General features: G+C 70.5%; 23 protein-coding genes. 12 read left to right on the plus strand and 11 right to left on the minus strand.

What is annotated here, in order from left to right:
* Positions 1–170 precede the first annotated feature (170 nt).
* The 7 genes from AC07DO_RS38435 to AC07DO_RS38465 all read left to right on the plus strand — a co-directional run bounded on the left by AC07DO_RS38435 (position 171) and on the right by AC07DO_RS38465 (position 6,540).
* On the plus strand, positions 171–1,535 hold the full coding sequence (locus AC07DO_RS38435; RefSeq protein WP_479066905.1) for an ATP-binding protein: 1,365 nt from the start codon (positions 171–173) through the stop codon (positions 1,533–1,535).
* A complete protein-coding gene (locus AC07DO_RS38440; RefSeq protein WP_479066907.1) occupies positions 1,532–1,954 on the plus strand; it encodes a roadblock/LC7 domain-containing protein in 423 nt (140 codons plus the stop codon). The genes AC07DO_RS38435 and AC07DO_RS38440 overlap by 4 nt, the downstream gene beginning before the upstream one ends.
* Positions 1,951–2,307: a DUF742 domain-containing protein gene (locus AC07DO_RS38445; protein WP_479066908.1), complete on the plus strand. Its 357-nt coding sequence runs from the start codon at positions 1,951–1,953 to the stop codon at positions 2,305–2,307. Before AC07DO_RS38440 ends, AC07DO_RS38445 begins: the two co-directional genes overlap by 4 nt.
* Entirely contained in the window at positions 2,285–2,896 is a 612-nt protein-coding gene (locus AC07DO_RS38450) for a GTP-binding protein (protein WP_479066910.1), read from the plus strand. Before AC07DO_RS38445 ends, AC07DO_RS38450 begins: the two co-directional genes overlap by 23 nt.
* The gene (locus AC07DO_RS38455; protein ID WP_479066912.1) at positions 2,893–4,101 is read left to right on the plus strand and encodes a cytochrome P450; all 1,209 of its coding nucleotides are present in this window, start codon (positions 2,893–2,895) and stop codon (positions 4,099–4,101) included. Before AC07DO_RS38450 ends, AC07DO_RS38455 begins: the two co-directional genes overlap by 4 nt.
* 13 nt (positions 4,102–4,114) lie before the next feature.
* Complete coding sequence (locus AC07DO_RS38460; RefSeq protein WP_479066914.1) at positions 4,115–5,350, plus strand: cytochrome P450 family protein; 1,236 nt, start codon at positions 4,115–4,117, stop codon at positions 5,348–5,350.
* Between the two features lie 557 nt (positions 5,351–5,907).
* Complete coding sequence (locus tag AC07DO_RS38465; protein ID WP_479066916.1) at positions 5,908–6,540, plus strand: hypothetical protein; 633 nt, start codon at positions 5,908–5,910, stop codon at positions 6,538–6,540.
* Here the strand turns inward: AC07DO_RS38465 and AC07DO_RS38470 are convergent.
* From AC07DO_RS38470 to AC07DO_RS38480, 3 genes are read right to left on the minus strand one after another with little or no spacing between them, the layout of a single operon-like run.
* Positions 6,428–7,774 carry an MFS transporter gene (locus AC07DO_RS38470; RefSeq protein WP_479066918.1) on the minus strand — a complete coding sequence of 449 codons (1,347 nt, stop codon included), beginning with the start codon at positions 7,772–7,774 and terminating at the stop codon, positions 6,428–6,430. The two genes, AC07DO_RS38465 and AC07DO_RS38470, sit on opposite strands and share 113 nt — an antisense overlap.
* Positions 7,771–9,789, minus strand: a complete 2,019-nt coding sequence (locus AC07DO_RS38475) for a PEP/pyruvate-binding domain-containing protein (RefSeq protein ID WP_479066920.1) — start codon at positions 9,787–9,789, stop codon at positions 7,771–7,773. Before AC07DO_RS38475 ends, AC07DO_RS38470 begins: the two co-directional genes overlap by 4 nt.
* On the minus strand, positions 9,786–11,159 hold the full coding sequence (locus AC07DO_RS38480) for an ATP-grasp domain-containing protein (RefSeq protein WP_479066922.1): 1,374 nt from the start codon (positions 11,157–11,159) through the stop codon (positions 9,786–9,788). Before AC07DO_RS38480 ends, AC07DO_RS38475 begins: the two co-directional genes overlap by 4 nt.
* Positions 11,160–11,437: 278 nt before the next feature.
* On the opposite strand from AC07DO_RS38480, the gene AC07DO_RS38485 reads away from it, so the two are divergent.
* Positions 11,438–12,475 (plus strand): PAS domain S-box protein, encoded by a 1,038-nt coding sequence (locus AC07DO_RS38485; RefSeq protein ID WP_479066924.1) that lies wholly within the window; start codon positions 11,438–11,440, stop codon positions 12,473–12,475.
* A gap of 12 nt (positions 12,476–12,487) precedes the next feature.
* On the opposite strand, the gene AC07DO_RS38490 is transcribed toward AC07DO_RS38485, so the two are convergent.
* From AC07DO_RS38490 to AC07DO_RS38500, 3 genes are all read right to left on the minus strand, one after another.
* Positions 12,488–13,003 (minus strand): lytic polysaccharide monooxygenase auxiliary activity family 9 protein, encoded by a 516-nt coding sequence (locus AC07DO_RS38490; RefSeq protein WP_479066926.1) that lies wholly within the window; start codon positions 13,001–13,003, stop codon positions 12,488–12,490.
* 162 nt (positions 13,004–13,165) lie between these two features.
* Positions 13,166–14,236 (minus strand): endonuclease/exonuclease/phosphatase family protein, encoded by a 1,071-nt coding sequence (locus tag AC07DO_RS38495; RefSeq protein WP_479066963.1) that lies wholly within the window; start codon positions 14,234–14,236, stop codon positions 13,166–13,168.
* 20 nt (positions 14,237–14,256) lie between these two features.
* The gene (locus AC07DO_RS38500; protein ID WP_479066965.1) at positions 14,257–14,862 is read right to left on the minus strand and encodes a M15 family metallopeptidase; all 606 of its coding nucleotides are present in this window, start codon (positions 14,860–14,862) and stop codon (positions 14,257–14,259) included.
* 167 nt (positions 14,863–15,029) lie between these two features.
* Between AC07DO_RS38500 and AC07DO_RS38505 the strand changes: the two genes are divergently transcribed.
* Both AC07DO_RS38505 and AC07DO_RS38510 read left to right on the plus strand, forming a co-directional pair.
* Positions 15,030–15,725: a response regulator transcription factor gene (locus tag AC07DO_RS38505; RefSeq protein ID WP_479066928.1), complete on the plus strand. Its 696-nt coding sequence runs from the start codon at positions 15,030–15,032 to the stop codon at positions 15,723–15,725.
* Positions 15,718–16,797 carry a sensor histidine kinase gene (locus tag AC07DO_RS38510; RefSeq protein ID WP_479066929.1) on the plus strand — a complete coding sequence of 360 codons (1,080 nt, stop codon included), beginning with the start codon at positions 15,718–15,720 and terminating at the stop codon, positions 16,795–16,797. The genes AC07DO_RS38505 and AC07DO_RS38510 overlap by 8 nt, the downstream gene beginning before the upstream one ends.
* Positions 16,798–16,816: 19 nt before the next feature.
* Here the strand turns inward: AC07DO_RS38510 and AC07DO_RS38515 are convergent, their stop codons facing one another.
* The 4 genes from AC07DO_RS38515 to aspT (AC07DO_RS38530) all read right to left on the minus strand — a co-directional run bounded on the left by AC07DO_RS38515 (position 16,817) and on the right by aspT (AC07DO_RS38530) (position 22,527).
* Positions 16,817–17,365: an EF-hand domain-containing protein gene (locus AC07DO_RS38515; RefSeq protein WP_479066931.1), complete on the minus strand. Its 549-nt coding sequence runs from the start codon at positions 17,363–17,365 to the stop codon at positions 16,817–16,819.
* Between the two features lie 77 nt (positions 17,366–17,442).
* Positions 17,443–19,092, minus strand: coding sequence for a bifunctional aspartate transaminase/aspartate 4-decarboxylase (locus AC07DO_RS38520; protein ID WP_479066933.1), 1,650 nt, complete (start codon positions 19,090–19,092; stop codon positions 17,443–17,445).
* A 44-nt stretch (positions 19,093–19,136) separates the two neighbouring features.
* On the minus strand, positions 19,137–20,840 hold the full coding sequence (aspT, locus tag AC07DO_RS38525) for an aspartate-alanine antiporter (protein ID WP_479066934.1): 1,704 nt from the start codon (positions 20,838–20,840) through the stop codon (positions 19,137–19,139).
* A 10-nt stretch (positions 20,841–20,850) separates the two neighbouring features.
* Positions 20,851–22,527 (minus strand): aspartate-alanine antiporter, encoded by a 1,677-nt coding sequence (gene aspT / locus AC07DO_RS38530; RefSeq protein WP_479066936.1) that lies wholly within the window; start codon positions 22,525–22,527, stop codon positions 20,851–20,853.
* Positions 22,528–22,709: 182 nt separating this feature from the next.
* Here aspT (AC07DO_RS38530) and AC07DO_RS38535 point away from each other — a divergent pair, with 182 nt between their 5' ends.
* Together AC07DO_RS38535 and AC07DO_RS38540 are read left to right on the plus strand one after the other, a co-directional pair.
* The gene (locus AC07DO_RS38535) at positions 22,710–23,675 is read left to right on the plus strand and encodes a S8 family peptidase (protein ID WP_479066938.1); all 966 of its coding nucleotides are present in this window, start codon (positions 22,710–22,712) and stop codon (positions 23,673–23,675) included.
* A gap of 71 nt (positions 23,676–23,746) precedes the next feature.
* Positions 23,747–24,961 (plus strand): cation:proton antiporter, encoded by a 1,215-nt coding sequence (locus tag AC07DO_RS38540; RefSeq protein ID WP_479066940.1) that lies wholly within the window; start codon positions 23,747–23,749, stop codon positions 24,959–24,961.
* 30 nt (positions 24,962–24,991) lie between these two features.
* Here the strand turns inward: AC07DO_RS38540 and AC07DO_RS38545 are convergent, their stop codons facing one another.
* A complete protein-coding gene (locus AC07DO_RS38545; protein WP_479066942.1) occupies positions 24,992–25,429 on the minus strand; it encodes a spore-associated protein A in 438 nt (145 codons plus the stop codon).
* Positions 25,430–25,906 lie beyond the last annotated feature (477 nt).

Here is a 25,906-nt window from a genome sequence, read left to right on the forward strand (position 1 = left end):
GCCGCGAGCCCTGCCCCCCACCCCACCCGGCTACTCTCCGGCGCGGGACAGTCGGCGTGTCCGCGTGGCGTCGGGCGGTCGAGCGCGCCCCGGCCCGTCGAGCGCGCCGGGTGGTGTCCCGGCCCGGCGGCCCAAGGCCGCCCCACCCCCATTCACACCTTGAGGACGTGATGACAGACCTCATACAGGCCACCTCCGTGGTGCCTTCGGTGCTGGCCCTGGCCGCCGGCGGCGCGGCCTGGCGGTTCTGGGACCAGTACCGAGGCGAACGCGCCGAGAACGGCCGCCTCCGTGCACAGGCCGAGGAGATCGCCAGACGTCAGCACGCCACCGAGCACGTCCTGGCGCAGCTCGCCGGGGGCGTCATCCCCAAGCTGGGCGCCGAGGCGGAACGTCTTGGCACCGGTCACGGTGTCGACATAGAACTGCCCGAGGCGCTGGTGAACACCGCGCTGGCGCAGCGGCTCACCGAACTGGCCGACTCGGCGGCGCACACGGTGCGCAAGGTGCAGTACGACGCGCAGACCAGCACGAGCTCCCAGATCGCCGAGGCGCAGGAGAGCGCGCGGAGCGAGGCCGCCCGTGCCCGCCAGAGCGCCGAGGAGTCCAGCCGCGCGGCCGTGCGTGCCGTCTCGTCCGCGATGGTGGGCATGGCCTCGAAGCTCAGCCAACGCGTGAGCCAGGGCGTACGGCGGCACGAGGGCGACGAGGCGTACGAGACGCTCGTCGGCATCGACCACCCCACGCAGCAGATGCTGCTCGTCGCCCAGAACTACGTGGTGCTGTCCGGCGGCAAGCTGTCGCGCCGCTGGCCGGCCACCCCCATGACCGACGTGGTGCGGGCCGCGATGGGCAGCATCGAGGAGTACGAGCGGGTCGAGCACCAGGAGCTCGGCGTGACGGTGACCAGCCGCGCGGTCGGGCCCGTCGTGCACGCGCTGGCGGTGCTCCTGGACAACGCGGTGCGCTACTCCCCTTCGTCGGCGAAGGTGCACGTCGCCTTCCAGGAGGGGCACCACGGAGTGTCGGTCATCGTCGACGACGCCGGTCTGCGCATGAACGAGGAGCAGCTGACGTGGGCCAGGGAGATCCTGACGGGTGTCCGGCGCGACGACATCAACCAGCTCGGCGCGCACCCGCAGACCGGTCTGCGGGCGGCCGCCGCCCTCGCCGGTGACTACGGGTTCCGCATCGACCTGGAGGCACCGAACCCCTTCGGCGGCACGCGTGTGTACATGTTCATCCCCAAGAGCCTGCTGACCACGTCCGCCCCGGCCGCGGCCGCCCCCGCGCCCGCCGCCCGACCGGCCCCCGCGACCGCGCCCCCGGCCGCCCCCGAGCAGGCGACCGCGAAGCGCACCACCGCCAGTGGCCTGGCCGTCCGGTCGCGCAGGACTCCTGCCGCGAGTCCGCGTCCCACGTCGTCCGACGGCGGGGCGACGGCGCCGGGGCGCCCCTCCGTCGCCGCGGCCTGGGCGAAGGGGACACGCAGCGCGCGCACCGAAGACCCGACCACCTCGCACGAAGGAGCATGACCGTGACCACCGGCAACGAACTTGGCTGGCTGCTGGACCGCGCCCTGGGGTCCATCGAAGGCGTCCGGCACGCGGTGCTGATGAGCTCCGACGGTCTGCTGCACTCCCGGACGGCCGGGATCGGGCAGGACGAGGCGGAGAAGTTCGCCGCGATCACCGCGGCCGTCCGTGCCGCCGCGCTCGCCTACGACGAGGAGACCGGCGGCGGGGGCACCCGGCAGGCGCTGATCGAGCTCACCAACCACGTGGGGCTGATCACCCAGGCGGGCGGCAACACGATGCTGTCGGTGCAGACCAGCGGCCCCGACGCCGACATCGGCCTGATCACCCATCACATGCTGGAGCTGGCCCAGCGGGTGGGCCATGAGATGAAGGTCGCGCCGCGGCAGCCTTCCGAGCTCGGCCTGCCGACGACGTGAGCGGCCCGCGGCGGGACCCGGACCTGGTCAGACCCTATGTCCGTACGGACGGACGGGTCCGCGCCGATCCGGAGGTGCGCCTGGAGACCGTGGTGATCGCCGCGAGCGGCTCGTCCGAGGGCCTGGGCGCTGACGCCCGGCGGGTGATGGGCCTCTTCGACCGGTCCATGGGCGGGGGCCTCGCGGTCGCGGACATCGCGGCCGCCCTGGAGTTCCCTCCTTCCACGGTCCGCATCCTCGTCTCCTCCCTCATCGACGAGGGCCTGTTGACCCGCCCCGTCGCCGCGGGTGAAGACCAACCACAAACCGATCTGCTCCAGGAGGTACTGCGTGGTCTCCGCGCCCTCGTCTGACGGCCTCATCTATGTGCCACCCGGCGTGACCCGGTCCGCGAAGATCGTGATCTCCGGGAGCTTCGCCGTCGGCAAGACGACGTTCGTGGGCAGCGTCTCCCAGATCCCGCCGCTGCGCATGGAGGAGCGGATCACCCAGGCCAGTGCCGGGGTGGACGACCTGGCACGTACCCCGCGGAAGACGACCACGACGGTCGGCATGGACTTCGGGCGCCTGCACCTCAGCGACGCCCTGGTCCTCTACCTGTTCGGCACGCCAGGACAGGGCCGTTTCCGTCCCATGTGGGCGGGGCTGACCGAGGGCGCGCTGGGCGCACTTGTCCTGGTCGACACCCGCAATCTGGAGGCCTCCTTCGAGATCCTCGCCCTGCACGAGGAGCAGGGCACCCCGTACGCGGTGGCGATCAACCTGTTCGAGGGGGCGCCGCGCTACGACCTGGACGAGATCCGGCAGGCCCTCGACCTGGACCCGTACACGCCGCTGACGACGTGTGACGCACGGGACAGCACGTCCAGCGTCATGGCCCTGATCACCCTCTGCGAGTACCTGACCGAGTTGCACGCACCCGTTTTGGAGCCCCGCCCGTGACCACCCCGACCACGATCGATGTGGCGCCCGAGCGCCGGATCGCCCTGCACGAGGCCGAGTTCGCGGCCGACCCGCACGCCGCGTACGCGCGGATGCGGGACGAGTTCGGGCCGTTCGTGCCGGTGGACCTCGTCCCCGGCGTCCCCGCGACCCTCGTCATCGGCTACGCGCAGGCCCGGCGGATCCTCAACGATCCCCTGCGGTTCCCCGCCGATCCGCGGGTGTGGGAGCAGTCCGTCCCCGAGACCTGCCCGGTCCGTCCGATGATGGAGCACCGGCCCAACGCGCTGCGCTCGGCGGGTCCCGCGCACACCCGCTACCGGTCGGCGAACAGTGCCGCGATCAACGCCGTCGACCAGCACGAGCTGCGCACCGTGGTCGAGCAGGTCGCCGACGCGACGATCGCCGAGTTCCGGGACGCGGAGGGCGCCGACCTGCTGACCCAGTACGCCTGGCCCATCGCCTTCCGGGTCCTGAGCGCCCTGCTCGGCTGCCCGGACGAGATGGGCCGCCGCATCGCCGACGGCATGGCGAAGATCTTCGAGGGCGTGGACGCCGCGAGCGGCAACCAGATCCTCTCGCAGGCGGTCGCCGACCTGGTGGCCCTGCGCCACCGGCAGCCCGGTGACGACATCACCTCCCGGCTCCTCGCGCACGAGGCCGCGCTCGACGACATCGAGATGGCCCACCAGCTCGTCACGTTGTACGGCGCCGGGATCGAGCCCCTGACCAACCTGATCGCCAACACCGTCCTGAAGGTCCTCACGGACGACCAGTTCTCCGGAGACCTGCACGCGGGCGGCTCCTCCGTCCGCGAGGCGCTCGACACGGTGCTCTACACCGACCCGCCGCTGGCGAACTACTGCATCAGCTACCCGCCGCACCCCGTCGACGTCGACGGGTTCCTGCTGCCCGCGCACCAGCCGGTCGTCATCTCGATGGCCGCCTGCAACAACGATCCTGCCCTCGGGGACCAGCGCACCGCCAGCAACCGCGCGCACCTGTCCTGGAGCACCGGACCGCACGCCTGCCCGGCGCGGCCGCACGCCTACCTCATCGCCGAGACGGCCATCACCCACCTGCTCGACGCGCTGCCCGAGATGGACCTCGCCACCGCCCCGGAGAACCTGGTCCGGCGCCCCGGGCCCTTCCACCGGGCGCTGGCCGCACTGCCCGTCACGTTCCCCACCGCCTCATCCGTCTGAAGGGACCACCACCATGGCCGTGCCCACGCAGCCGATCGTCCTCGACCCCACCGGAGCCCGCGCCCACGACGAGCACCGCGCGCTGCGGGCACACGGCCAGGCGGTCCGTGTCGACATCCTGGGCGTGACCGCCTGGTCCGTCGCCGACCCCACGCTCCTCAAGGAGCTCCTGACCAGTCCGAGCGTCTCCAAGGACGCCCGCGCCCACTGGCCCGAGTACAGCGACACGATCCAACGGTGGCCGCTCGCCCTGTGGGTGGCGGTGGAGAACATGTTCACCGCCTACGGAGCCGATCACCGTCGACTGCGGCGCATGGTCGCGCCCGCCTTCAGCCACCGCCGCATCACCGCGCTGAAGGAGAACATAGACACGGTCGTCACCGGCATCCTCGACCGTCTCGACGCGCTGCCGCCCGGTGAGACCGTCGACCTGCGCGAGCAGCTCGCGTACCCGCTGCCCATAGCGGTCATCAGCCGGCTCATGGGCGTACCGGCGGAGCAGCAGGACGCCTTCCGCCGGGTCGTCGACGGCGTCTTCGACACCACCCTGACCGCCGAGCAGTCCGAGGCCAACACCAAGGCGCTGTACGAGGCCCTGCACCTGCTCATCGCCGCCAAGCGCGCCGAGCCCGGCGACGACATGACCTCCCTGCTGATCACATCTCGCGACGAGGACGAGGAGGGCGGGCTGTCGGAGGACGAGCTGCGCGACACCCTGCTGCTGATGATCAGCGCCGGGTACGAGACCACGGTCAACGTCATAGACCAGGCGATCACGCAGCTGCTCACCCACCCCGACCAGCTCGCGCTGCTCCGGTCGGGCGAGGTCGACTGGAGCGACGCCGTCGAGGAGACCCTGCGCTTCGAACCGGCGGTCAGGCACCTGCCCCTGCGGTTCGCGGTGACCGACATATCCCTGTCCGACGGGCAGACCATCGCCAAGGGCGAGGCGATACTCGCGTCCTACGCGGCCGCCAACCGTCACCCCGACTGGCACGGTGGGAGCGCCGACGACTTCGATGTCACGCGGGCGGTCAAGGAGCACCTCGCCTTCGGCCACGGCGTGCACTTCTGCCTGGGGGCACCGCTCGCCCGGCTCGAGGTCAGCACGGCCCTGAGCCTGCTCTTCGAGCGCTTCCCGCAGCTCGAACTCGCGGTGCCCGTCGGCGCGTTGCAGCCGCTCGGTTCCCTGCTCAGCAACGGCCACCAGTCGCTGCCGGTCCGGCTCAAGCCCGCGAGCGGTCGGTGAGCCGGGCGGCGAGGGCCACCAGCACGACCGTTCCGGCCGCGTATAGGGGCAGCCACAGGGTCGTCGTGGCGGACAGGCGGTCGGCGACGGCCTCGTGGCTCCGGACCGTCGGCGAGGGCGGCGGCGGCGCGGCCCGCCAGGTCCGCGAGGTCCGCCTCCGCCCGGATGCGTTCGTACGTTCCGAGCGCCCCGCACCGGTCGCGGGTGCCCGGCATCGGGAACAGCCACGCCCACCGCTGCAGCATGGGGGCGAGCGCGATGGACAGGCACAGGCCGACGACCATCGCGTACGCCGTCAGGTTCCGTGCGTACGCGGCCCGCAGGCCGGGCCGGTACGTCGGCAGCCGGTAGAAGCAGAAGACCACCGCGAGCGCGATGCCGATGACACCGGCTGGTCCGATGCGTCCTGACTCCTGGCGCTGTGTCCGTCCACGGCGCTCGGCATCCACGACCGCGACCACACGGGACGGGAGTGACACGTGGTGCGCGGGGGTAGTGCGTGGTGGACCGGTGCGGGCACGGAAGGACCGGTGCGGCCTAGGAAAGGGCGACGACGCATGAACAGTTCCGTCTCCAAGGGCTCGGCGTGGGCGATCCTCGCGCTGAGCGCTGCCTTGGTCTCGACCGCACTCGGCCCCACGGCGAGCGCGGCGGCACCCCGAGACGCGGGCGACGGCGCGGCCACGGCGATCACCGCACGCCAACGGGCCTGCCCCGTCGTCTACTTCGACCTGGGCGAGACGCTCGTCCACACCGCCGACGACGGCAGCACCGGCTATCAGCCCGGCGCCGCCGCCTATCTGCGTGCCCTGCGCGCACGCGGCATCCCGGTCGGCCTGATCACCAACGTGCCGTCCTCGTGGGGCTCGACCGACGCCGAGCGGGCCGCCCGGCTGCGGCAGGAGGTCGACTCCACGTGGCGCGGGTCCGCGCCCTTCGCGTGGCAGGACTTCGGCGACCGCATCCTCACCCCGCGCACCGAGGCGGAACGCAAGCCGGCCCCCGCCCTCTGGCAACGGGCGAAGGCCGGCTCCGGCCACTGCCGGGTCGTCTATCAGGCGGAGACCGCCGAGGAGGTCACCGTGGCCTCCTCGCTCGGATTCGTTCCGTACCAGGTCGGCCGCCCGCACCGACCGGCGTTCCTGCCGGTGGGTCTGGTCGAGCTGCTGGGCCGCCGGGCTCCCGCCTGACCACCCCGCTGCGCAGCAGCAGCTGGAAGACGCCGAGGAGTACCGCCGTGGCGATGGCGCTGTGCCACAGCAGGGCGTCCAGGCGCCCGGCGGCGAGGTAGGCGCCCGCGGCGATCGCGGCCAGTGCGCACACCGCGCGGTCCACGATGCTCTCGACGGAGAGCAGCGTGGCGCGCGGGGCGTCCGCGGGCACCGCGTCGTTCACCAGCTTGCGCTGGACGGGGTACGCGAAACCGGTCGCGGCGGCGAACACGCAGAGCAGCACGACGACGGCCCACGGCCCGCCGAGGGTCATGGCCGCCAGGCTGCCCGCGAGCGCGAGGCTGAGGATCGAGACCCAGGCGACCGGTGGCAGCCGGCGGCTCAGCCACTGCGGTCGGGCCGAGGCCACCGCCTCCGCCACGGTCATCGCCGCCATCACACCGCCGTGGGAGGCTTCCGCGATGCCGTGGTCGAGCAGGATCGGCTGGAAGAGGTTGACCTGGCAGATCCGCGAGAGCGTGAAGATCGCCACGCCCTGCACCATCACCAGGGCCAGCCACCGGGAGGAGGCGACACAGCGCAGCGCGGTGCCCGCGTCCCGCAGGAACGCACCGCCCCTGCGCCCTCCCTCCCCCGTTCCCGTACGGCCGTCCGCGACGGCGATACGGGGCAGCGCGACGGCGCAGACGACGGAGCCCGCCGCGCTGGCGGCGCTGAGCACGTAGGGCGTGGGGTGCGCCACGGCCATCAAGGGCCCGACCAGCGGCCAGCACACGACCTTCGCCACGAGGCCGAGCGCACGGGCGGTGCCCTCCGCCTTCAGGTAGTGGTCGTCGCACTTCTCGGCGCGCAGCCCGTCGTACAGGTAGGCGCTGGCCGCTCCCGAGGTGAGGGACCGGCCGGCGGCGATGGCCAGGAAGTGGACGAGGAAGCCGGTGTACGAGGCGCTGACCACCGGTGCCAGGTTCGCCGCCGTCATGACCACGGCTCCGGCGCGCAGGCAGTTGCGGGTGCCGATCCGGTCGGCGATGAGCCCGGTGGGGATCTCGAACAGGCAGAAGGCGACGTAGTAGATGCTCTGGATGCCGAAGATCTGCCCGTCGGAGAGCCCTGCCGCCTTCTGGTAGGCGTAGAACACCGGCATCCACCACAGCAGGTTGAACAGGAGCTGGAAGCCGTAGTTGAGCCGGATGATGCGGCGGGCGGTATCCGTCAGGCCGGTGGCCGCCGACTTTCGCGACGGCGCCCTCACAGCGCGTACGGGCGGATCTGGACCAGCCGGAAGTCGCCTCGGTCGGTCATCAGCCACTCGATGTCCAGCGGCCTGTCCACGTCGTCCGCGCTGAAGTGGGACTGCAGGAGCCGCCCGGTCAGGGACAGGTCGGCGAGCCGGGCGCGGGTGGCGGCGGAGAGCCCGTCGCCCCAGGAGCCGAGGGCAACGGTGCGGCCGCCGCCCTCGACGGTGTTGTACAGGTACTGCTGCGGCAGGACCGAGCCCTCGACGACCTGCTCCGGGGAGCCGGGGGAACAGTTGAGGTAGACGTTGCGGAAGTCCTCGCGGCGGGTCGGGTTGCAGGTCACAAGGACGCCGCCGAGCGAGGCGGGAACGTACTCCTGGATGATGACGCCCATGTACGTGTCGTCCAGCGAGATGCCGACCTCGTGACGCAGGCGCACGCTGCGGGGTGAGAGCAGCGAGGCCCACACCTGGCGTACGGCGTCGAGGAGTTCGCCGGTGCCGTGGACGGTCGTGACGGAGTCGTAGACGCCGGCCGCGGAGAAGCCCGGCAGGTCCTCGGCGTTGGAGGAGGAGCGCACCACCAGACGGCCGCCGGGGCCCGCGGGGAAGGCCTGGCTGATCTGCCGGGTGACCGACTCGGGGACGGGCGTCTGCCGGATCAGGTGCTGGAGTTGCAGGCAGAGCGGGTCCAGGACATCGGTGGCGTCGAGTTCGAGTGCCATCTTGAGCTTGCCGATGCCCTGTTGCAGGACGGTGGACGAGGCGAGGAAGTGCTGCTGGAGCGCGAAGGGCAGCGCGACACCGTTCGGGGCGGTGACCGAGGCGGCCACGAACTCGGCCGCCGCGGCGCGCAGTTCACTGTCGGTGGGAGCGTCCGCGTGGAAGGCGCTCACTCCGAGGCGGGCCGCGAGGTGGCCGTAGAGATTCTCGCGCGGGGGGCGCGGCCGGCCGTAGAACGCGGTCAGGTCGGCGGTGCGGCTGTCGAGTACGTGATGCAGCTCGCCGAGGTTGGCGGCCTTGGTGCCGTAGCGGTCGCGGTCGGTGCTGCGCAGCCGGTGCAGGGCGAGTACGGGGGTGTCCTCGAGGAGCGGCGGTTCGAGGCGGATGCGCTGCTGGTGCCAGGCGGGGGCCTGCACGTCGGGTGCCTGGTCGAGGCGTTGGAGGGTTATCTCGTCTTCGCGGACCCGGTAGCGGACCCACGCGCCGTCCAGGCCGTCCTTCTCGACGAGTTGTTCCAGGTCGCGCACGATCGCGTTGGGTATGCCCCACCCGGACGCGAGGACGTTGGTGTGGGAGAGCGGGGTGATCGGCGCGGTGTTGAGGAATCCCGCCACGCGGGGCACGTCGTCCGGCAGGCACGGCATGGCCACGATGTCGGCCCAGCCGAGTCCGGTCTCCGCCGCCGCGTACTCGTCGTGCGTGCGGAAGAACCGCAGCCGGCCGGTGGCCTCGCCGGGGTTGAGCGGGGTGCGGGCGCGGGAGCCGAAGAGCTCGTGGCTGAGGATGCGCGGCACGCTCTGCTCGCTGATCGCCGCGAGTGCCTCCTCCTGCCCGTGGTTGGCGGGTTTCAGGAGCAGCGGCAGCCTGCCGTCGACGCGGGCGCGCACGAACTCGTAGAAGAAGGTGAGGAGTTCGCCGTGCATGGTGTCGGCTTCGGTCGTCTCCAGGACGAGGAAGGTGCGTTCGCGGCCCTCGGTGTCCTCGTCGGTGTGCAGGGAGAGCACGCCGAGCAGGAAGCGGCGTTCCGGGTCCATGTAGACGGAGGCGTTGAACGCGTCGAGGTCCGCGTCCAGCGCGGTGAGGTCCATGCCGAGGACGCGGGTGGCGATGTAGTCGACGTGGAAGGGGTGCGCGGCGGTGTCGAGGAGGTGCCAGGTGTTCTCGGCACGGTCGACGACGACTTTGAGGTACGGGTGTCCTGCCAGGACCCCGGAGAGGGTGCGGAAGAGCGGCAGGGAGAGGTTCTCGCCGACGACCGTGCGGTCCGTGGCCGGTTCGGCGGCGGCGGTGAGCAGTTGGGCGGTCATGCCGGGACCTCCTCGGGACGGGCGGCGGGCAGCACCTGGGGCAGGGCGTCGACCAGGGCCTCGAAGTCGCGGAGCACGGTCCGCGGGGTGGTGGCGGAGAGCAGGCACAGGGCGGCCATGGTGTTGGCGCCCGCGGCGGGGTCGTACACCGGCACGACGCTGCCGTCGGCGAGGGAGCTCTCCGGGACCACCGACAGTTCGCTGCCGCGGCTCAGGGACACGTCCGCGGTCACGGAAGGGAAGTCCCAGACCTTGCGGCCGCGCCAGGCCTCGCCCTCTCCGTCGACGGCGAGGACGACGAGGGAGCCCGCCGCGCCGCGCGCCCGCTCCGGAGTGAGGGCCTGCTCGGGCCAGTCGACGGGGCGTCCGACGAGGTGATCGACGAGCATGCCGACGAGGTCGAGGCCGAAGACCTCCTCGATCTGCGGGACGGTCATCGCGCCGCCGAACCGTGCGGCCGTCTCGATCAGCCACATGCGGCCGTCGGTGCCGAGCTTGATCTCCGTGTGCGTCCCGCAGTCGCGCAGGCCGAGCGCGTCGACGGCACGCCGGGCCAGGCCCACGATCCGGTCCTGGGCGTCCTGGGCGAGGAGGGCGGGGGTGATGCTGGCGCGTTCGGTGAACGGCTCGACGGTCGGCATGCGGCCGCTGATGCAGACCGGGTGGAACGTGCCGTCCGCGACGACGCCCTCGACGCTCACGTAGTCGCCCCAGCCCGGCTCGTCGAACCAGTCCGACGCGGTGCCGGTGACGATCTGCTCGACGACGAAGTCCGCGTCGGCTTCGGCGACATGCAGCTCGGCGAAGCCCAACTGGGCGGACTCGGCCATCACTTGGCGGGAGCGGGCCCAGGCGGCCGGTACCTCGCGCGGGTCGCGGATGATCTGGTGCGCGGTGGACCCGGCGCTCCACGCCGCCTTGAGGAGCAGCGGCCCCGCCAGCTCGGCGGCCGCCGCGTGCAGGTCCGCCTCGGTGCCGACGGGCCGGAACTCGGGCTGCGGAAGGCCGTGTTGCTGCCAGGTGCGCCGCATGAGCCGCTTGTCGCGGGCGAGCGCGGCGGCTCCGCCGGCCCCCGCGAGACCGAGCGTCTCACAGGCCTCGGCGACGGCCACGACCGCGTACTCGGAGAAGGTGAGCACCGCGTCCGCGCCGATGGCCTCGGCCCGCTCGACGATCAGGGACACCAGGTCGGAGCGGTGCATGTCGTCGGGCGTGACGACCGACGCGCACAGTCTCCGGGCGGGCCCCGCCACGGCGGGAGGCAGAGCGCTGAGCGCCAGCAGGTGCACTTCCGCCCTCGCGGCCGTCCGGGACAGGACGTGACCGAGCGGCGGACCACCCTTGGCATGCACTAACAGCACCTTGCTCACGGAAGTTCGTCTCCATTCGTCGCGTTGCTACGAGTCGACCGGAACGGTCGACGTGGGCGGAATGCCCCGGCCCGCATGGCGGGGCGTGTTCACCCGCTCACTCAAGGGGACCAAACCCGGGATGTCCGCGACGCCCCAGCGGGCACCGGGGACTCAGGCAAATGCCTGAGTCTCGTCTGAGACAGTTCGGCCGAGAAAGGGGCATGTGCTAGCTGGGGGCGGGATATCCAACGCCGTGTGACTGAGCGTCAGCCAGTCGTATACGGACGGAGACCGCTGTGGACGATTCCACCCTCGAGGCACTGAGCAGGACCGGGACCCCCGGCAGATACGCGGCCTTCGCAGACCTCGTGGACCTCGCCCCCGCCGCCGCGTTCATACGGGACAGCGACGGCCGCTATCTGTGGGCCAACCACGCCTACGCGCACCTCTACGGCACGGTCCCGGAGCAGGTGATCGGCAAGTACATCGAAGACCTCGACGAGCCCGCGGAGGCCGCGCGGTTCCGCGCACTCGACCAGGAGATCCTCAGCCGGGGCACGCCGGTGCGCCACACCCTCGGCTACCGGCGCCGGGACGGCAGCGCGGGTCGGGCGGTGGGCCATCGTTTCCCCGTACGGGAGAACGTGCGGACCTGCGTCGCCGGGATCTACGTGGACGTCACGGACCATCTGCGCGCCACGGTCCAGTGGCAGGAGGCGGAGGAGAGCCTGCAGGCCCTGCGCGACCACAGCGGCCTGCCCTGCGCGCTGCTCTCGGCGAACGGGCGGGTGCTCGAGGCGAGCGCGGCGGCGGCAGAGCTGTTCCAGGTCAGCCCGCACGACCTGGTGGGCCGCCGCGCGCACACGCTCCTCGCGCCCGAGCCCGACCTCGACCGGCTGCGCCGCCGCTGGGACGGCCTGATATCCCGCCGCACAAGACGGGTGGAGACCTCCGCGGTGCTCGTGGACGCGCACGGTCTGCAGCGGCGCGCACAGCTCCACCTCACGTCGACCGGCCACTCGGCGACGCGGGCGCGGCACGTGTGGGCCGTGGTCACGCATCAGAGCCTCGCCCACGAGGCGCACCCGGCGCTGACCGCCGCGCAGGTCCGCATCCTTTCGCTGCTCGCGGAGGGCAGCAGCAACGGCGACATCGCCACGTCGCTGCACCTTTCACGGCAGACGGTCGACTACCACCTGAGCCGTCTGCGGCACCTCTTGGGCGCGGCGACCCGCCCGGCCCTGGTCGCCCGCGCCTACGTCCTCGGCATCCTGGCGCCCCGCGCCTGGCCACCGCGCTCGGCCACGGCGGCGCACCCGCTCAGCACGGCCTGACCTACGGGGTCCTCAGCGGATGTTGACGTCGATGCACGCGTAGAAGGCGTTGGACGTGTCCCCGATGTTCCACACGGCGAGGACCTTGTGCCTGCCGGTGGAGCTGCCGAGGTTGACCTGGTGCGAGACGGTCGCCGGGGGCTGCTGGTTGTGGCCGTCGATGGTCGCGACCTTCGTGCCGTCGACGAAGTACTCGTAGTTCGCGGTGCGGTGCCGCGCGGTGAACGTCCAGGTGAAGGTCTGCGTCCTGCTGACGTCGCTGACCTTCCAGCCCTTGCCGTCGTTGTCCAGCTCGGCGAACCGCGCGTTGCCGCCGCTACAGCTGCGCAGGCCCTTGGGACCCTCGACGCTCTGCGGTTCGTACTTGATGTCGCCGCACGCCACGGTCCGCGCGGCACACTGCGCCTGTCGGCTCGCCGGCGCGTTCACGTATCCGTGCGCGCTGGCCGAGCCGGTCGGCAACGTCAGTGCGAGCACGGGCGCCATCCCGGCGCCTATAGCCGCGGCGATCTTCCGCTTCTTGTCCATGCGTACTCCTTCACGGGCAGTGCTTCATGGGGGTGTGCGTCGTGAAGTGCTGGGTGGGGCGAGGGGGTTCAGGGCCACCGATTAGTCCAGACCATAGACTTCGGCAGGACACGGTCAAGGTTGTAATCCGGCCACACCGTCGAGTGCGGGCGCGAGACCGCGTCACCAGCCGACCGCAGCCGCCACCGGCAGGTGGTCGCTGCCCGTCTCCGGCAGGAGCCACGCGCTCTTCGCCTCGACCCCGCGGACCAGGATCTGGTCGATCCGCGCCACGGGGAAGGACGCCGGCCAGCTGAAACCGAACCCGCTTCCCGCCTCGTCATGGGCCGAGTGCAGCTGTGCGGTGAGGCCGTCGAGGGCCCGGTCGTCCACGGTTCCGTTCAGGTCGCCGAGCAGTATCACCCGCTCGTTCCGCTCGGCGGCCAGGGCGTGGGTGAGCGCCTGGGCGTTCCTGTTCCGCGTGGCCGTACCGAAGCCTCCGTCCGAGGTCACGCGTACGGAGCCGAGATGGGCCACGTACACGGCGAGGGGGCCCTTGTCCGTCGCCACCGTCGTGCGCAGCGCCCTGTTGTCGACCAGCTTGACCGCGGCCGGCTTGGCATCCCCCAGCGGCCCGACGTCCTGCTCGGTGTCGACCGGCCGAGTGTGGGAGAGCGGCAGCCTGCTCCACAGTCCGACCGTGCCCTGCACGGTGTGGTGCGGGTACGCCTTCGCCAGCTCTCTCTCGTACGTTCCCCTGGCATCCTCGCTGAGCTCCTCCAGCGCGAGCACGTCCGCCCCGGAGTCGGCCAGGGCGCGGGCGGTTCCGGCCGGGTCACGGTTCTCGGCCGCGACGTTGTGGCTGACCACGGTGAGGTCACCGCCCGGCCGGGACCTGTCGCCGAGCAGCCCGCCGAAGAGGCTCAGCCATGCCGTGACCGGCAGGATCAGCGCGAGGGTCGCGGTGGCCGAGCGGCGCCACAGCGCGATGGCGAGCAGCACGGGAACGCCGAGGCCGAACCACGGCAGGAACGTCTCCGCCAGGCTGCCGACGCCGCCCCGGTCGGTGATCCGCTCGTGCAGCAGCAGGAGCAGGCCGAGCACGAGCGCGAGCGCCGCGGTCACCAGGCCGCGCTTCCACGGTCCCGGGCGGCGCAGGGAACGTATCGACCGGTGGGTGCGTGGGCGCCGCGCCCCGCGCGTGTCCGGCGCGGGGCCGCCCCGCACGCTCTCCGCCGTGTCCACCCGCGTCATCGTCTGTCCTCGTTCGTTGCTCACTGCTGCCGCATCCTCGGGTCCTGCGTGGGGTCGGCGTACATGCGCGGGCAGCCGCGGGCCGCCGCGTCGGTGCGCAGCTCGTAGTGCCAGGGTTCGTTGCGGTAGATCTGGCACAGGCCGTACTCGGCGCCGTGCCCGGACAGCCACGTCGTCGCGTCGGAGCCCCCGATGTCGACCGCGTCCCCCGCCACGTGGGGGGACGTATCCGCGGTGGCCACCCACCGGGCGGCCTCGCTTTCGGACCCGTATTTCGAGACCGCTTCGCGGAGAAGCCGATTCTGGTATTCCGTGGAACGCCACCCGCTGTTGACGCGGAATTCGACGCCGCTGTCCGTGGCGGCCGCCGTGGCCGCCTCGCGGATCGCCTTGCGCAGTTCCGGATCGAGTTTGGCCACCGCCGGAATCGTGTCGTCAAAAACCGTCACGTCATCCGGTACGACGCCGTCCGCCTCCCCCGCCGCTTCACGCCGCTCGCCTTCCGGCGCTGCCGAAGGTGTCCGTGACGCAGCGGGCGGATGAGGCGGAGAGGACGGGGAGAGGGACGACCGGGACGACGTAGTCGGCGCCTGACGGGCGAGGGCTGCCACGGCGATCACCGCGATGACGCCGGCTATCAGCCCGACGACGATCAGCCCTCGAACCCCGCGGCGCGTTGTCCGTGCCGATGCTGGAATTCGAGTCATGCCGCAAGTGAAGGCAGTGCGCTGTTGCCGGCACGTATGCGGTTTTCGATACGTCGACGATATGTGTCGACTCGTACTCTGAGCACATGCGTGTCCTGATCGTCGAAGACGAGCCCTATATGGCGGAGGCCATCCGCGACGGCCTCCGCCTGGAAGCGATCGCGGCCGACATCGCGGGCGACGGCGACACCGCTCTGGAACTCCTCGGCTGCAACGGCTACGACATCGCGGTCCTCGACCGGGACGTCCCCGGGCCGACCGGCGACGAGATCGCCCGGCGCATCGTCGCCTCCGGCAGCGGCATGCCGATCCTCATGCTCACCGCGGCCGACCGTCTCGACGACAAGGCCTCCGGGTTCGAACTCGGAGCCGACGACTACCTCACGAAACCCTTCGAGCTCCGTGAACTCGCGCTCAGGCTCAGGGCCCTCGACCGCAGACGCGCCCACAGCAGGCCTCCCGTGCGCGAGATCGCCGGCCTGCGCCTCGACCCGTTCCGCAGGGAGGTGTACAGGGACGACCGCTTCGTCGCCCTGACCAGGAAGCAATTCGCCGTACTGGAAGTGCTCGTCGCCGCGGAAGGCGGTGTCGTCAGCGCCGAGGAGCTGCTGGAACGCGCGTGGGACGAGAACGCGGACCCGTTCACCAACGCCGTACGCATCACCGTCTCGGCCCTGCGCAAACGGCTGGGCGAACCGTGGGTCATCGCGACCGTGCCGGGCGTCGGCTACCGCATCGACACACCGCCCGGCACCGGAGGCGAGGGAGCGAGCCGTGGATAGGCGGCGCGGGCTGAGCGTCCGGCTCAAACTCGCCCTCAGCTACACCGGATTCCTCTTGCTGGCCGGCACCCTGATGCTCCTGGCCGGATGGTGGTTCCTGACGCGTGTGAAACACATCGGGATAGTCTTCGACCCCGGGTACGAGATCCCCGTCGCCCGCGAGTTCGCTCCGGTGGCGGCCGCCACGATGATGTTCTTCCTGGTGTTCGGGCTCGGCGGCGGATGGATCCTCGCCGGCCGCATGCTCGCCCCCTTGAACCGCATCACGCACGCCACCCGCACGGCCGCGAACGGGTCGCTCTCCCACCGCATCCACCTGCCGGGCCGCGAGGACGAGTTCCGCGAACTCGCCGACGCCTTCGACACGATGCTCGAACGGCTCGAAGCACACGTCGCCGAACAGCGGCGCTTCGCGGCCAACGCCTCGCACGAACTGCGCACGCCCCTGGCGATCTCGAAGTCGCTCCTCGACGTGGCCCGCTCGGACCCGGACCACGACACCGCCGAACTCGTCGACCGCCTGCACACTGTCAACGCCCGGGCCATCGACCTCACCGAGGCACTGCTCCTCCTCAGCCGCGCCCAACGGCGGTCCTTCGCCCGGGAACACGTGGACCTGTCCCTCATGGCGGAAGAGGCCACCGAGACGCTTCTCCCCCTCGCGGAAAGCCGTGGCGTCACCCTCGAAACCGGCGGCGACATCGCCCCCACCATCGGCTCACCGGCGCTCCTGCTCCAGCTGACCACCAACCTCGTGCAGAACGCGATCGTCCACAACCTGCCCGCACACGGCGGCGTCCGGGTTCACACCAGCGTCCGCCACCCCGCCGGCACCGTGGTGCTCACGGTGGAGAACACCGGCGAGCAGCTCACCCCTGAGCAGGTCTCCACCCTGACCGAACCCTTCCAGCGCGGCACCCAGCGCCTGCACACCGACCACGCGGGCGTCGGCCTGGGCCTGGCCATCGTCGACACCATCACCCGGGCGCACGACGGAACACTCACCCTCACGCCCCGCCCGGCCGGCGGACTCCGCGTCACGGTGGAGCTCCCCGTCCCGCCCTCCGCCTAGCCCTACCGCCCGGCTGCCCTCAGTCCAGGCGGCCGAAGAGGTGGTTGGCCGGTGCGTCCGGATCCTCTCCGTAGAAGAACTCGGACGCTGCCCTGTGGTACTCGGCCCGCGACAGGGCCCCGGAGGCGTCAAGGTCGAGCGCGTCGAACACCGCCGCGCACTCGTCGTCACCGGCCCGTCCCGTGCTTCCGAAGATGTGCGTGAACTCGGTGCGGCTGATCGAGCCGTCGCCGTCGGCGTCCGCCAGGTCGAAGAAGTGGTCGGCCACCGGCTCCAGCTCTTCGGGGTAGTGGGCGCGATCGGTGAACATGGCGCCGAACGCCTGTGTCAGCTCCGCCGAGGTCACCCGGTCGTCCTTGTCGGCGTCGACAGGAGCGATCACCGTCTCCCAGAACCGGTGCATGGTCTCCTCCATGTGCTGTGCCTGAGGAGAGCCGTGGGAAATGCCCCGGGCCCGGACGTAGCGTTCGCTCATGAGGACGACGTCCTGACGCGTGATCACGCCGTCACCGTCGATGTCCGCGGCGCGGAACCACCGCTCGTACTTCCGCCTGCGCAGCTCATTCATGGGCGCAAGGTAAATCCCCGGCCGTGGCTCGGCCAGGCCTATTCCCGGTCAGACCCGAGAGCGCCGACCCCGGTTCCCTACGCTCCCGACGCCCGCCATTCCTCCGCGTAGCCGTCGAAGATCCACCGCAGGTGGTGGCCGATCTTCAGGTAGTCCAGATCGTCGAGGTTGGCCAGCGAGACGCGCACCGACCACTCGGGGCCCTCGAAACCGCCACCGTTCAGTAGTACGACGCCGGTCTGTCGGGCCAGTCGGAACAACGGGTCGATCGGCTCGTAGGTCTGCTGCAGAAACGCCGCGAACTCCTCGCCGTGCTCCAGTTGTGCCTGTGCGACGAGGTCCAGCTCGATGTAGTACCCGGCCCGCTGCGGATCGTCGGCGATCTTCATCCGCGAGCCCTCCAGGAGGAGTTCGAGGCGCTGCCGCACGATGCCACGGATCCGCGACTTGTACGCCTGCCCCTCCTCCAGCATGTCGAAGAGCGAGAACAGCGCGAGCATCACCTGCTGGGGGAGCGAGAGGCCCGCCGTGTGGTTCAGGGCCACCTGGCGGGAGTCGGCGACCAGCCGGTCGATGAACCTGATCTTCTCCGGCTCCAGCGTCAGCGTCCCGTAGCGCTTGTTCAGGCGCTCCTTCTGCGCCGGCGGCAACTCGGCGAGCATGTCGTCGATGACGTTGTCGTCGTGCAGGCCGATGACACCGAGCCGCCAGCCGGTGCAGCCGTAGTGCTTCGAGTACGAGTACACGAGCAGGGTGTTGCGCGGCAGATCGGCGGCGATGGAGCGGAAGCCCTCGACGAACGTGCCGTACACGTCGTCCGTGACGATGATCAGGTTCGGGTTCTTCGTCGCGACGATGTCCTTGATCTGGTTGGTGACGCGCTGCGACAGGGCCAGGGACGGCGGGTTGGAGGGGTTGACCAGGCAGACCAGTTTGATCTCCGGGTCCGCCAGCTTCGCGACCTCCTCCTCCGGATAGCGCCACTCGCGCACACCGGTCTCGGCGAACATGCTGGCTTGTACGTACGTCACGTCGAATTCGTAGGTGTCGAGTTCGGGGATCTCGATGTACGGCGTGAAGACCGGGGTCATGAGCGCGATCCTGTCGCCCTTGTGCAGGATCCCGTTCTTCATGAGCGAGTCGAAGATGTAGCACATGGCGGCGGTGCCGCCCTCGGTCGCGAAGTACGAGATGTCACCGGCGGGCGGCTTCTTGGCGAACATCTCGTCCGCGATGTAGCCGCGGACGATCTCCTGGACGCTCTTCAGGATCCGGTCCGGCACGGGGTAGTTGTCGCCGATGGAGCTGTCGGTCAGCTCGTGCACGAAGGTGTCCCCGTCGAACCCGAAGCGCTGGATGCCGAGTTGGACGCACTGGGCGAGCAGCTCGATGCCGGGCAGGTCGGGGTGGGTGCGGACGAACGTGTCGAAGCGTTCGTAGGAGCCTTCCTGCTCCGGCATGCCGCCCAGGTTGTCGGCGGTCCACACCCGCCGCGACTCGGCGAGCGCGAAGTGGCCGAGGGCGTGGAACGCCTCGCGGGGTCCCGTGGCGACCCAGTTGGGGTTGCCGCGGCCCGCGTTGAGCATCTGGACGCTCGACGTGCCCTTCTGGCCCGGCTTGTCGGCCTGTGCCTCCTTGGCGAGGTCGATGAAGACGTTCTTCAGCTCGAAGGGCGAGAGCTGGGCGTACTGCTTGATCTCTTCGCGGGTGAAGGGGACCTTGGGCATGGTTCTTCCTTACGTTGGGGCGGCTGGCGTACCGGCGGAGCGACTCAGTGGTGGAGGAGGACGATCACGGCGCCCCAGATGGTCAGCAGCACGTTTCCGACGGCGTACGGGATGGTGTAACCGAGGGTCGGGACCTGGGACCTGGACTGCTCGTTGATCGCGCCGATGGCGGCCGTCGTGGTCTGGCCGCCCGCCAGGACCCCCATCAGGATCGGGAAGCGGATCTTCTGGACGTAGTGGCCGAACACGAAGCCGACGATCAGCGGGATCACGGTGGCCACCGCGCCGAAGACCAGCAGGCCCCAGCCCGCCGTCGACAGGCCGGAGGTGAAGCTCGGGCCCGCGTTGATGCCGACGACGGCCACGAACAGACACAGGCCGAGGGTGTCCATGAACCACTGGGCGCCGGGCGGCACGTTGCCGAACGTCGGGTACTTGCCGCGGATCCAGCCGAAGACCAGGCCCATGATGAGCGCGCCGCCGGACGTGGACAGCGAGATCGGCACTCCGCCCGCGGTGAGCGCCGGGATGCCGATGCAGCCGCCGAGGAAGATGCCGAGCCCGACCCAGATCATGTCGGTCGCGAACGATGTCGGCACCGGCTTGCCGATCGCCGCGCCCGCCGGGTCGACCAGCCGCTTGGGTCCGGTCAGGATGAGGGTGTCGCCGCGCTCGATCTTGGTGGAGAGCCGGTACGGGAACTCCGCGCCGGAGCGGTACAGCTTGTCGATGTAGACGCCGACCATGAACGGTTCCTTGCGCAGTTCCCCGACGGTACGTCCGAGCTGCGCCTTCTCCGAGGCCACCACGTGCAGGGTCTCCGTTTGGTAGCCGAGCAGCTCCACGTCGTCGGTCTCGCCGCCGATGTGGGTGCGGGCGTCGTAGTCGACCAGGGAGCCGCGCAGCGCGCTCAGCGCGACGACGTCGCCCTCGCGCAGCACGGTGCGCTGGTCGTGGTCGAGGATCTGCCCGTCGCGGCGTACGCGCGTGATGTAGATCCGGTGGCCGAGCTGCTGTTGCTGCTGCTCGAAGTCGTCGATGGTGCGGCCGACGATGTCCGGGCGCCGGATGACGTAGGCACGCAGCACGACCTCGTAGTAGCCCTCGTGCAGATCGGGGTCGTCCGCCGGCGCGTCCAGCTCCGCGGCCAGAGCGACCGACTCGGTGGCGAGGTCCTTGCCGTACAGCTTCGGCAGGACGTTGGCGAGCAGCATCGCGCACAGGATCGTGCCGAGCGGATACGTCACTGCGTAGCCGATCGCGACGAGGTTCCCCTCGGCCCTGGCCTGTCCGGCGGACAGGCCCGGCAGATTGCCGATGGCGTCCTGCGCGACACCGATCACCGCGGACTGGGTGAGGGCCCCGCCCAGCAGTCCGGCGCTGAGCCCGGGGCCGTAACCGAGCATGGCCGCGAAGCCCCAGCACACCAGCAGGCCGGTGACGCAGACGACGACGGCGTTGATCACCTGTGGCAGGCCGTCCTTCTTCAGGCCGCGGAAGAACTGCGGGCCGACCTTGTATCCGAGGGCGAACAGGAACATCGTGAAGAACAGGTTCTTCACGGTCCCGTCGACGGTGACCTTGAACTGCGCACCGAGCACCAGGCCGGCCACCAGGCAGCCGGTGACCGCGCCCAGCGCGATGGCCCGGTAGCGCAACTTCCCGACGAGGAAGCCGAGCGCCACGGTCAGGAACACCAGCAGTTCCGGGTGCGGCTGGAAGATGTTCCGGTTCAGGAAGTCGATCATGAGCGCCCTCTCAGTGGCCCAGGACGCCCACGAGCACCGGGCCGGTCAGCGGGAGAAGGAAGTTCGACAGGGCGTAGGTGATCGTGTAGCCGAGCATCGGCACCGACGACTGCGCCACCTGGGTGACGGCGGTGATCGCCGGGGTCGAGCACTGCTGTCCCGCGATGGCACCGATCAGCAGCGGCGGCTCGATCTTCAGCAGCTTGCGGCCCACGATCAGCGAGATCGTCGCGGGGACCAGCACCATGGCGATGCCGGCGAACGGCAGCAGGGCCCCGTACTCCTTGAGCAGCGGCCACGCCTGCGGCCCCGAGACCAGACCCGTGCACGCGATGAAGACCGCCAGGCCCATGTCCTTGATGGTGGCTGCGGCCTGTGGCGGGAAAGCGCCGAACGTCTGGCTGCGCGAGCGGAACCAGCCGAACAGCAGCCCCGAGATCAGACAGCCGCCACCGGTGCCGAGCGACAGCGGAACGTCGCCGAACTCCACCACGACCTGCCCGAGCAGCGATCCGGCCGCGATGCCGAGCCCGAGGTAGATGAAGTCGGTCGTGTCGTTCTTGACGACCGATCCCAGCTTCGCCACCAGTTTGCTCAGGCCCGAGCGGGCGCCCACCAGGGTGAGGACGTCCCCGCGGTGCACGACCGTGTCGCCGCTGGCGGGGAGGTCCGTGTCGGCGCGCGTGAGATCGGTGACGTAGACGCCGTCCTTGAGGAACTCGGGGTTCTCGCGCTGGATCTGGTCGATCGTCTTGCCGTCGTCGGCCTTCCGGGTGATCGACACCTGTTTGGTGGCGAGCGGTGAGTCCAGACCGGGCACGCCCGGCGTCTCCGGCCCGATGAGCCGCCCGGCCTCGATCGTGTTCGCCCGCCGTCCGACCACGAGCACCAGGTCGGAGAGGAGGAGCTTCAGACCGGGGGACGGCGTGAGCACTTTGCTGCCGCGCTTGACGGACTCGAGGGTGACCCTGTCGCCGAACTGCGACTCAAGGTCCGCGACGGTCCGCCCGTCGGCCTCCGTCACCAGGTACGTACGGCCCACCATGCCGGGCAGGGCGGGCCGTTCGTCCTCCTCCAGGCTGCCGCTGCTGCGGGTGCGCTCCCACAGCTCGCGGGCCGCGTCCCGGAGGTTGACGCGCATCAGCATCGGCATGATCTGGCTCGTGTAGAGCACGATCGTGATCAGGCCGAACAGGTAGCAGACCGTGTACGCGGTGGCGACGTTGCCCTGGTAGTCGGAGATCTGCTCGGCGGACAGGCCGGTCAGTTTGCCGATCGACTCGGTGGCCGTGCCGACCACGGCCGACTCGGTCGCGGCGCCGGCCAGGATGCCGGAGGCGGTGCCGACGTCCAGGTCGAACCACTTGGCGATGCCGTAGGCGAGGCCGAGAACGCTGACCAGCTCGATGCCGCACAGCACGAAGAAGCGCAGGCTCTTCCTGTTGAGGTTGCGGAAGAACTGCGGCCCGGCCATGTAGCCGAGGGCGAAGATGAACAGCGCGAAGAAGACCGTCTTCACGTCGTCGGAGACCTGGGTCCTGGTCCAGGCGCCGAGGAGCAGCGAGACGATCAGCGTTCCGCAGATGCCGCCGAGCGTCAGCGGCCCCACACGCAGTTTCCCGAGAAGGTAGCCGAGCGCGAGGCTCGCGAACAGGACGAGTTCGGGGTGGTCCTTGAGTACGCCCATGGCGGCTCAGCGAATCCCGACAGCGGAAATATCTACCATATGGGGAAAAGTAAGGCCCCCCACTGTGGCCCGCATGTCCGCGGGAGCGTCCCTGCGTCGATTTCGGGAGAGCTCGCCGCACAGTTCGCTCGCACGGTCCGCCCCCGCATGCGATACGCCTCCGTCGCCCCGAGGCTCGGACCATGCGTACTCGCACCCGTGCACGACTCGCCGCCGCCCTTGCCGCCACCACCCTGCTGCTGGCCACCGCTTGCGGCGAGGACAGCGAATCCGACCCGATGCGGGACAAGCAGTGGGCGCTCGACGCGCTGAAGCTGCCCGACGCGTGGGACGAGGCCGAGGGCGACGACACGGTCATCGCGGTGGTCGACACCGGCGTCGATCTCGGCCACCCCGACCTCGAGGGCCGCCTGGTCGCCGGCCGCGACTTCGTGGACGGCGACGACGAGCCCAAGGACATGAACGGCCACGGCACACATGTCACGGGCATCGCCGCCGCCCACACGGACAACGGGACCGGCGTCGCGGGCGGCGCCCCCGGTGCCAAGGTCATGCCGGTGCGGGTGCTGGGCGCGAGCGGCAGTGGAGACAACGCCGACATCACCAAAGGCATCGTCTGGGCCGCCGACCACGGCGCCGACGTCATCAACCTCTCCCTCGGCGAGAGCGGCCTGATGGCCCGGCTCCTCAAGGGCGGCACCCTCAACGACGCCATCACGCATGCCCACGGCAAGGGAGCGGTCGTGGTGGCCGCGGCGGGCAACGAAGGCACCGCGCTCCAGCCCTACAAGCTCGACACGCCCGTCCTGGTCGTCGGCGCAAGCGACCAGGACGACAAGCCCGCCGACTTCTCCAACTTCGGTGCGCAGCAGGCGGTCTCCGCGCCCGGCGTCGGCATCCTGTCCACCCTTCCGACGTACAGAACGAAGGAGACGCTGAAGAACGACAGCGGTTACGGCGAGCTGGACGGCACCTCCATGGCCGCCCCCTACGTCTCCGCCGTCGCGGCCCTCCTCCACCAGCAGGACCGCACCCCTGACCAGATCATGACGGCCGTCCGGGGCACGGCGAAGAACCCGGACAAGCTCGCCAAGCTGGGCCTCGGCGTCGTCGACGCCAAGGCCGCGGTCGCCTCTGCCAAGGACTGACCGGCCGTGTCCGGCGGCGGTTCACGGCCCGGGGCACGAGCGCAGGTACCGGTATCGGTACGGGCGGCGGTATGACGCATCCGGGAACACTCATTCTGATCGCGGCCGTCGCCGTGCTGGCGCCTCTGCTCGCCTACGGCGCCGGCCGCTGGGTGCGCATCCCGCTGGTCATCTTCGAGATCGTGCTCGGGATCCTCGTCGGCCCCGACGTACTGGGCTGGGCGCACCACGACGAGGTCATCGACACGCTCTCGCAGCTCGGCCTGTCCATGCTCATCTTCCTCGCCGGTTACGAGATCGAGTTCGCGGCCATCCGCGGCGACACCCTGCGCCGCTCCGTCCGGGCCTGGGGAGTCTCCCTCGTCCTGGGCCTCGGCCTGGCACTGGCGCTGACCGGTATGGACCTCTCCCGGAGCGTGGTCATCGGCACCGCGCTCACCAGCACCGCGCTCGGCACCGTCCTGCCGATCCTGCGCGACAGCGGCGATCTGCGCGGCCGCTTCGGAACCGTGATGATGGCTTTCGGCGCGGTCGGCGAGTTCGGACCCATCATCGCCATGGCGGTACTGCTCGGCGGCCGTGAGCCGGGCGTGTCCACCCTGGTCCTCGTCGCCTTCGCGGTCATCACGGCGGCGGCGATCTACTGGGCGCTGCGCCCCCACCCGCCCTGGTTCGCGCGGATCATCCGCACGACGTTGCACACCAGCGGCCAGTTCGCCGTCCGTTTCGTGATGCTGCTGCTCGTCGCGATGCTCGCCCTGTCCGCCGCGCTCGGCCTCGACGTGCTCCTCGGAGCCTTCGCCGCGGGGCTGCTGTCCCGGCTCGTGTTCCACGGGGCCGCTCCCGACAGCAGCGAGGAAGTCCTGGGCAAGGTGGAGGCGATGGGCTTCGGGTTCCTCGTCCCGCTGTTCTTCATCGTCACGGGCATCGACTTCGATCTGTCCTCGCTGCTCGACGGCGGCCGGGCCCTCCTGCTGCTGCCGGTCTTCCTCCTCCTGTTCCTCGTCGTGCGGGGCATCCCGGCCTACGCGCTCGCACCGCGAGACCTCACCTCCTCCGACCGCAGGGCCCTGATGCTGTACTCCTCGACGTGTCTGCCGCTCGTCGTCGCCATCACCACGATCGGTCTGGACGAAGGGGCCGTGCAGAAGGGCGAGGCGGCGGCTCTGGTGGGCGCCGCCATGCTCTCCGTCCTCGTCTTCCCGCTGCTGGCGCTGCGGGTACGGGCCAAATCGGGCGGACCCGAACCACCGGGCGGCCCCACTTCGGAGTCGGAGGCATGGTGACGCGTGGTCACTCGGTCCGGCGGGTGCGTGTCACCGGGTGATCCGGCCGCAGTTGGTGCCGTGCCTCTCGGCAGACTCACCGGCGATCACACCGCCCCAGGACACACAGTGCCCTCTGGCAGCGAGGTAGACCGGGCCCGCGTACGACCGGTAGTAGCCGTCGTCATCGGCGTACTCTCTGGTGTCGTCCCGCTGGACCCAGGTGTACATGTGGACGGCAGGACCGGAGCGGCTGCGGACGGTCACGGCGCAGTTCTTTCCCGTCGCGGAGTTGTAGGTCAGGTAGGACGTTCCGGCCCTCCCGATGTCGATCTGGTTGACGACTTTGTAGCCGGTGCCGCATGCCTTGTTGTACGCGGCAGCGGGTGCGGGTGCGGCCGCTGCCGCCCCGGTGGCCGTGACCATGACGCCCCCCGCCGCCAGCGCCACGACGACCCCCGCCATTCCGATGCGTCCCTTGCGTTCCATACGCCCGTCTCCCCCAAGGTCGTTGCCTCTCGCGCCGCCTGTTGAACCGTCACTTCCTGTCGACGACACCTCATCCGGCGCTCTTACCTGCAAGGACACAATCGAAGACCGCGCCAGTTGCACCCCGGCTCTTGTCATCTCCGCCCATCTCCGACATCGGTACACTCCGGCACCGCGACGCACAGCGGTCCCTCTCGTCACGTCGGAGGTGGGTCAAGCGCTGCCTTCCGCCGGTGCCCGGTCCTCAGATCGACGTACTCCCTTCGACCGCGACGCGCGGGCGCGGGCGCGGGCGCGGGCGCGGGTACCGAACGACCGGATCAGCCTCGGGCTTCCTTCAACAGATCTGCCGCATGTGCGGTCCGCCGGTACAACACGTAGCGGTCGGGTCGCCCGGGGGAATCTCACCCCCGGGCTCCCACAGAACCGTGCGTAACAATCTCTCGTTACACGGCTCTTGCCATCCTGATCACCAAA

Source organism: Streptomyces sp. NPDC045678 (assembly GCF_056432085.1).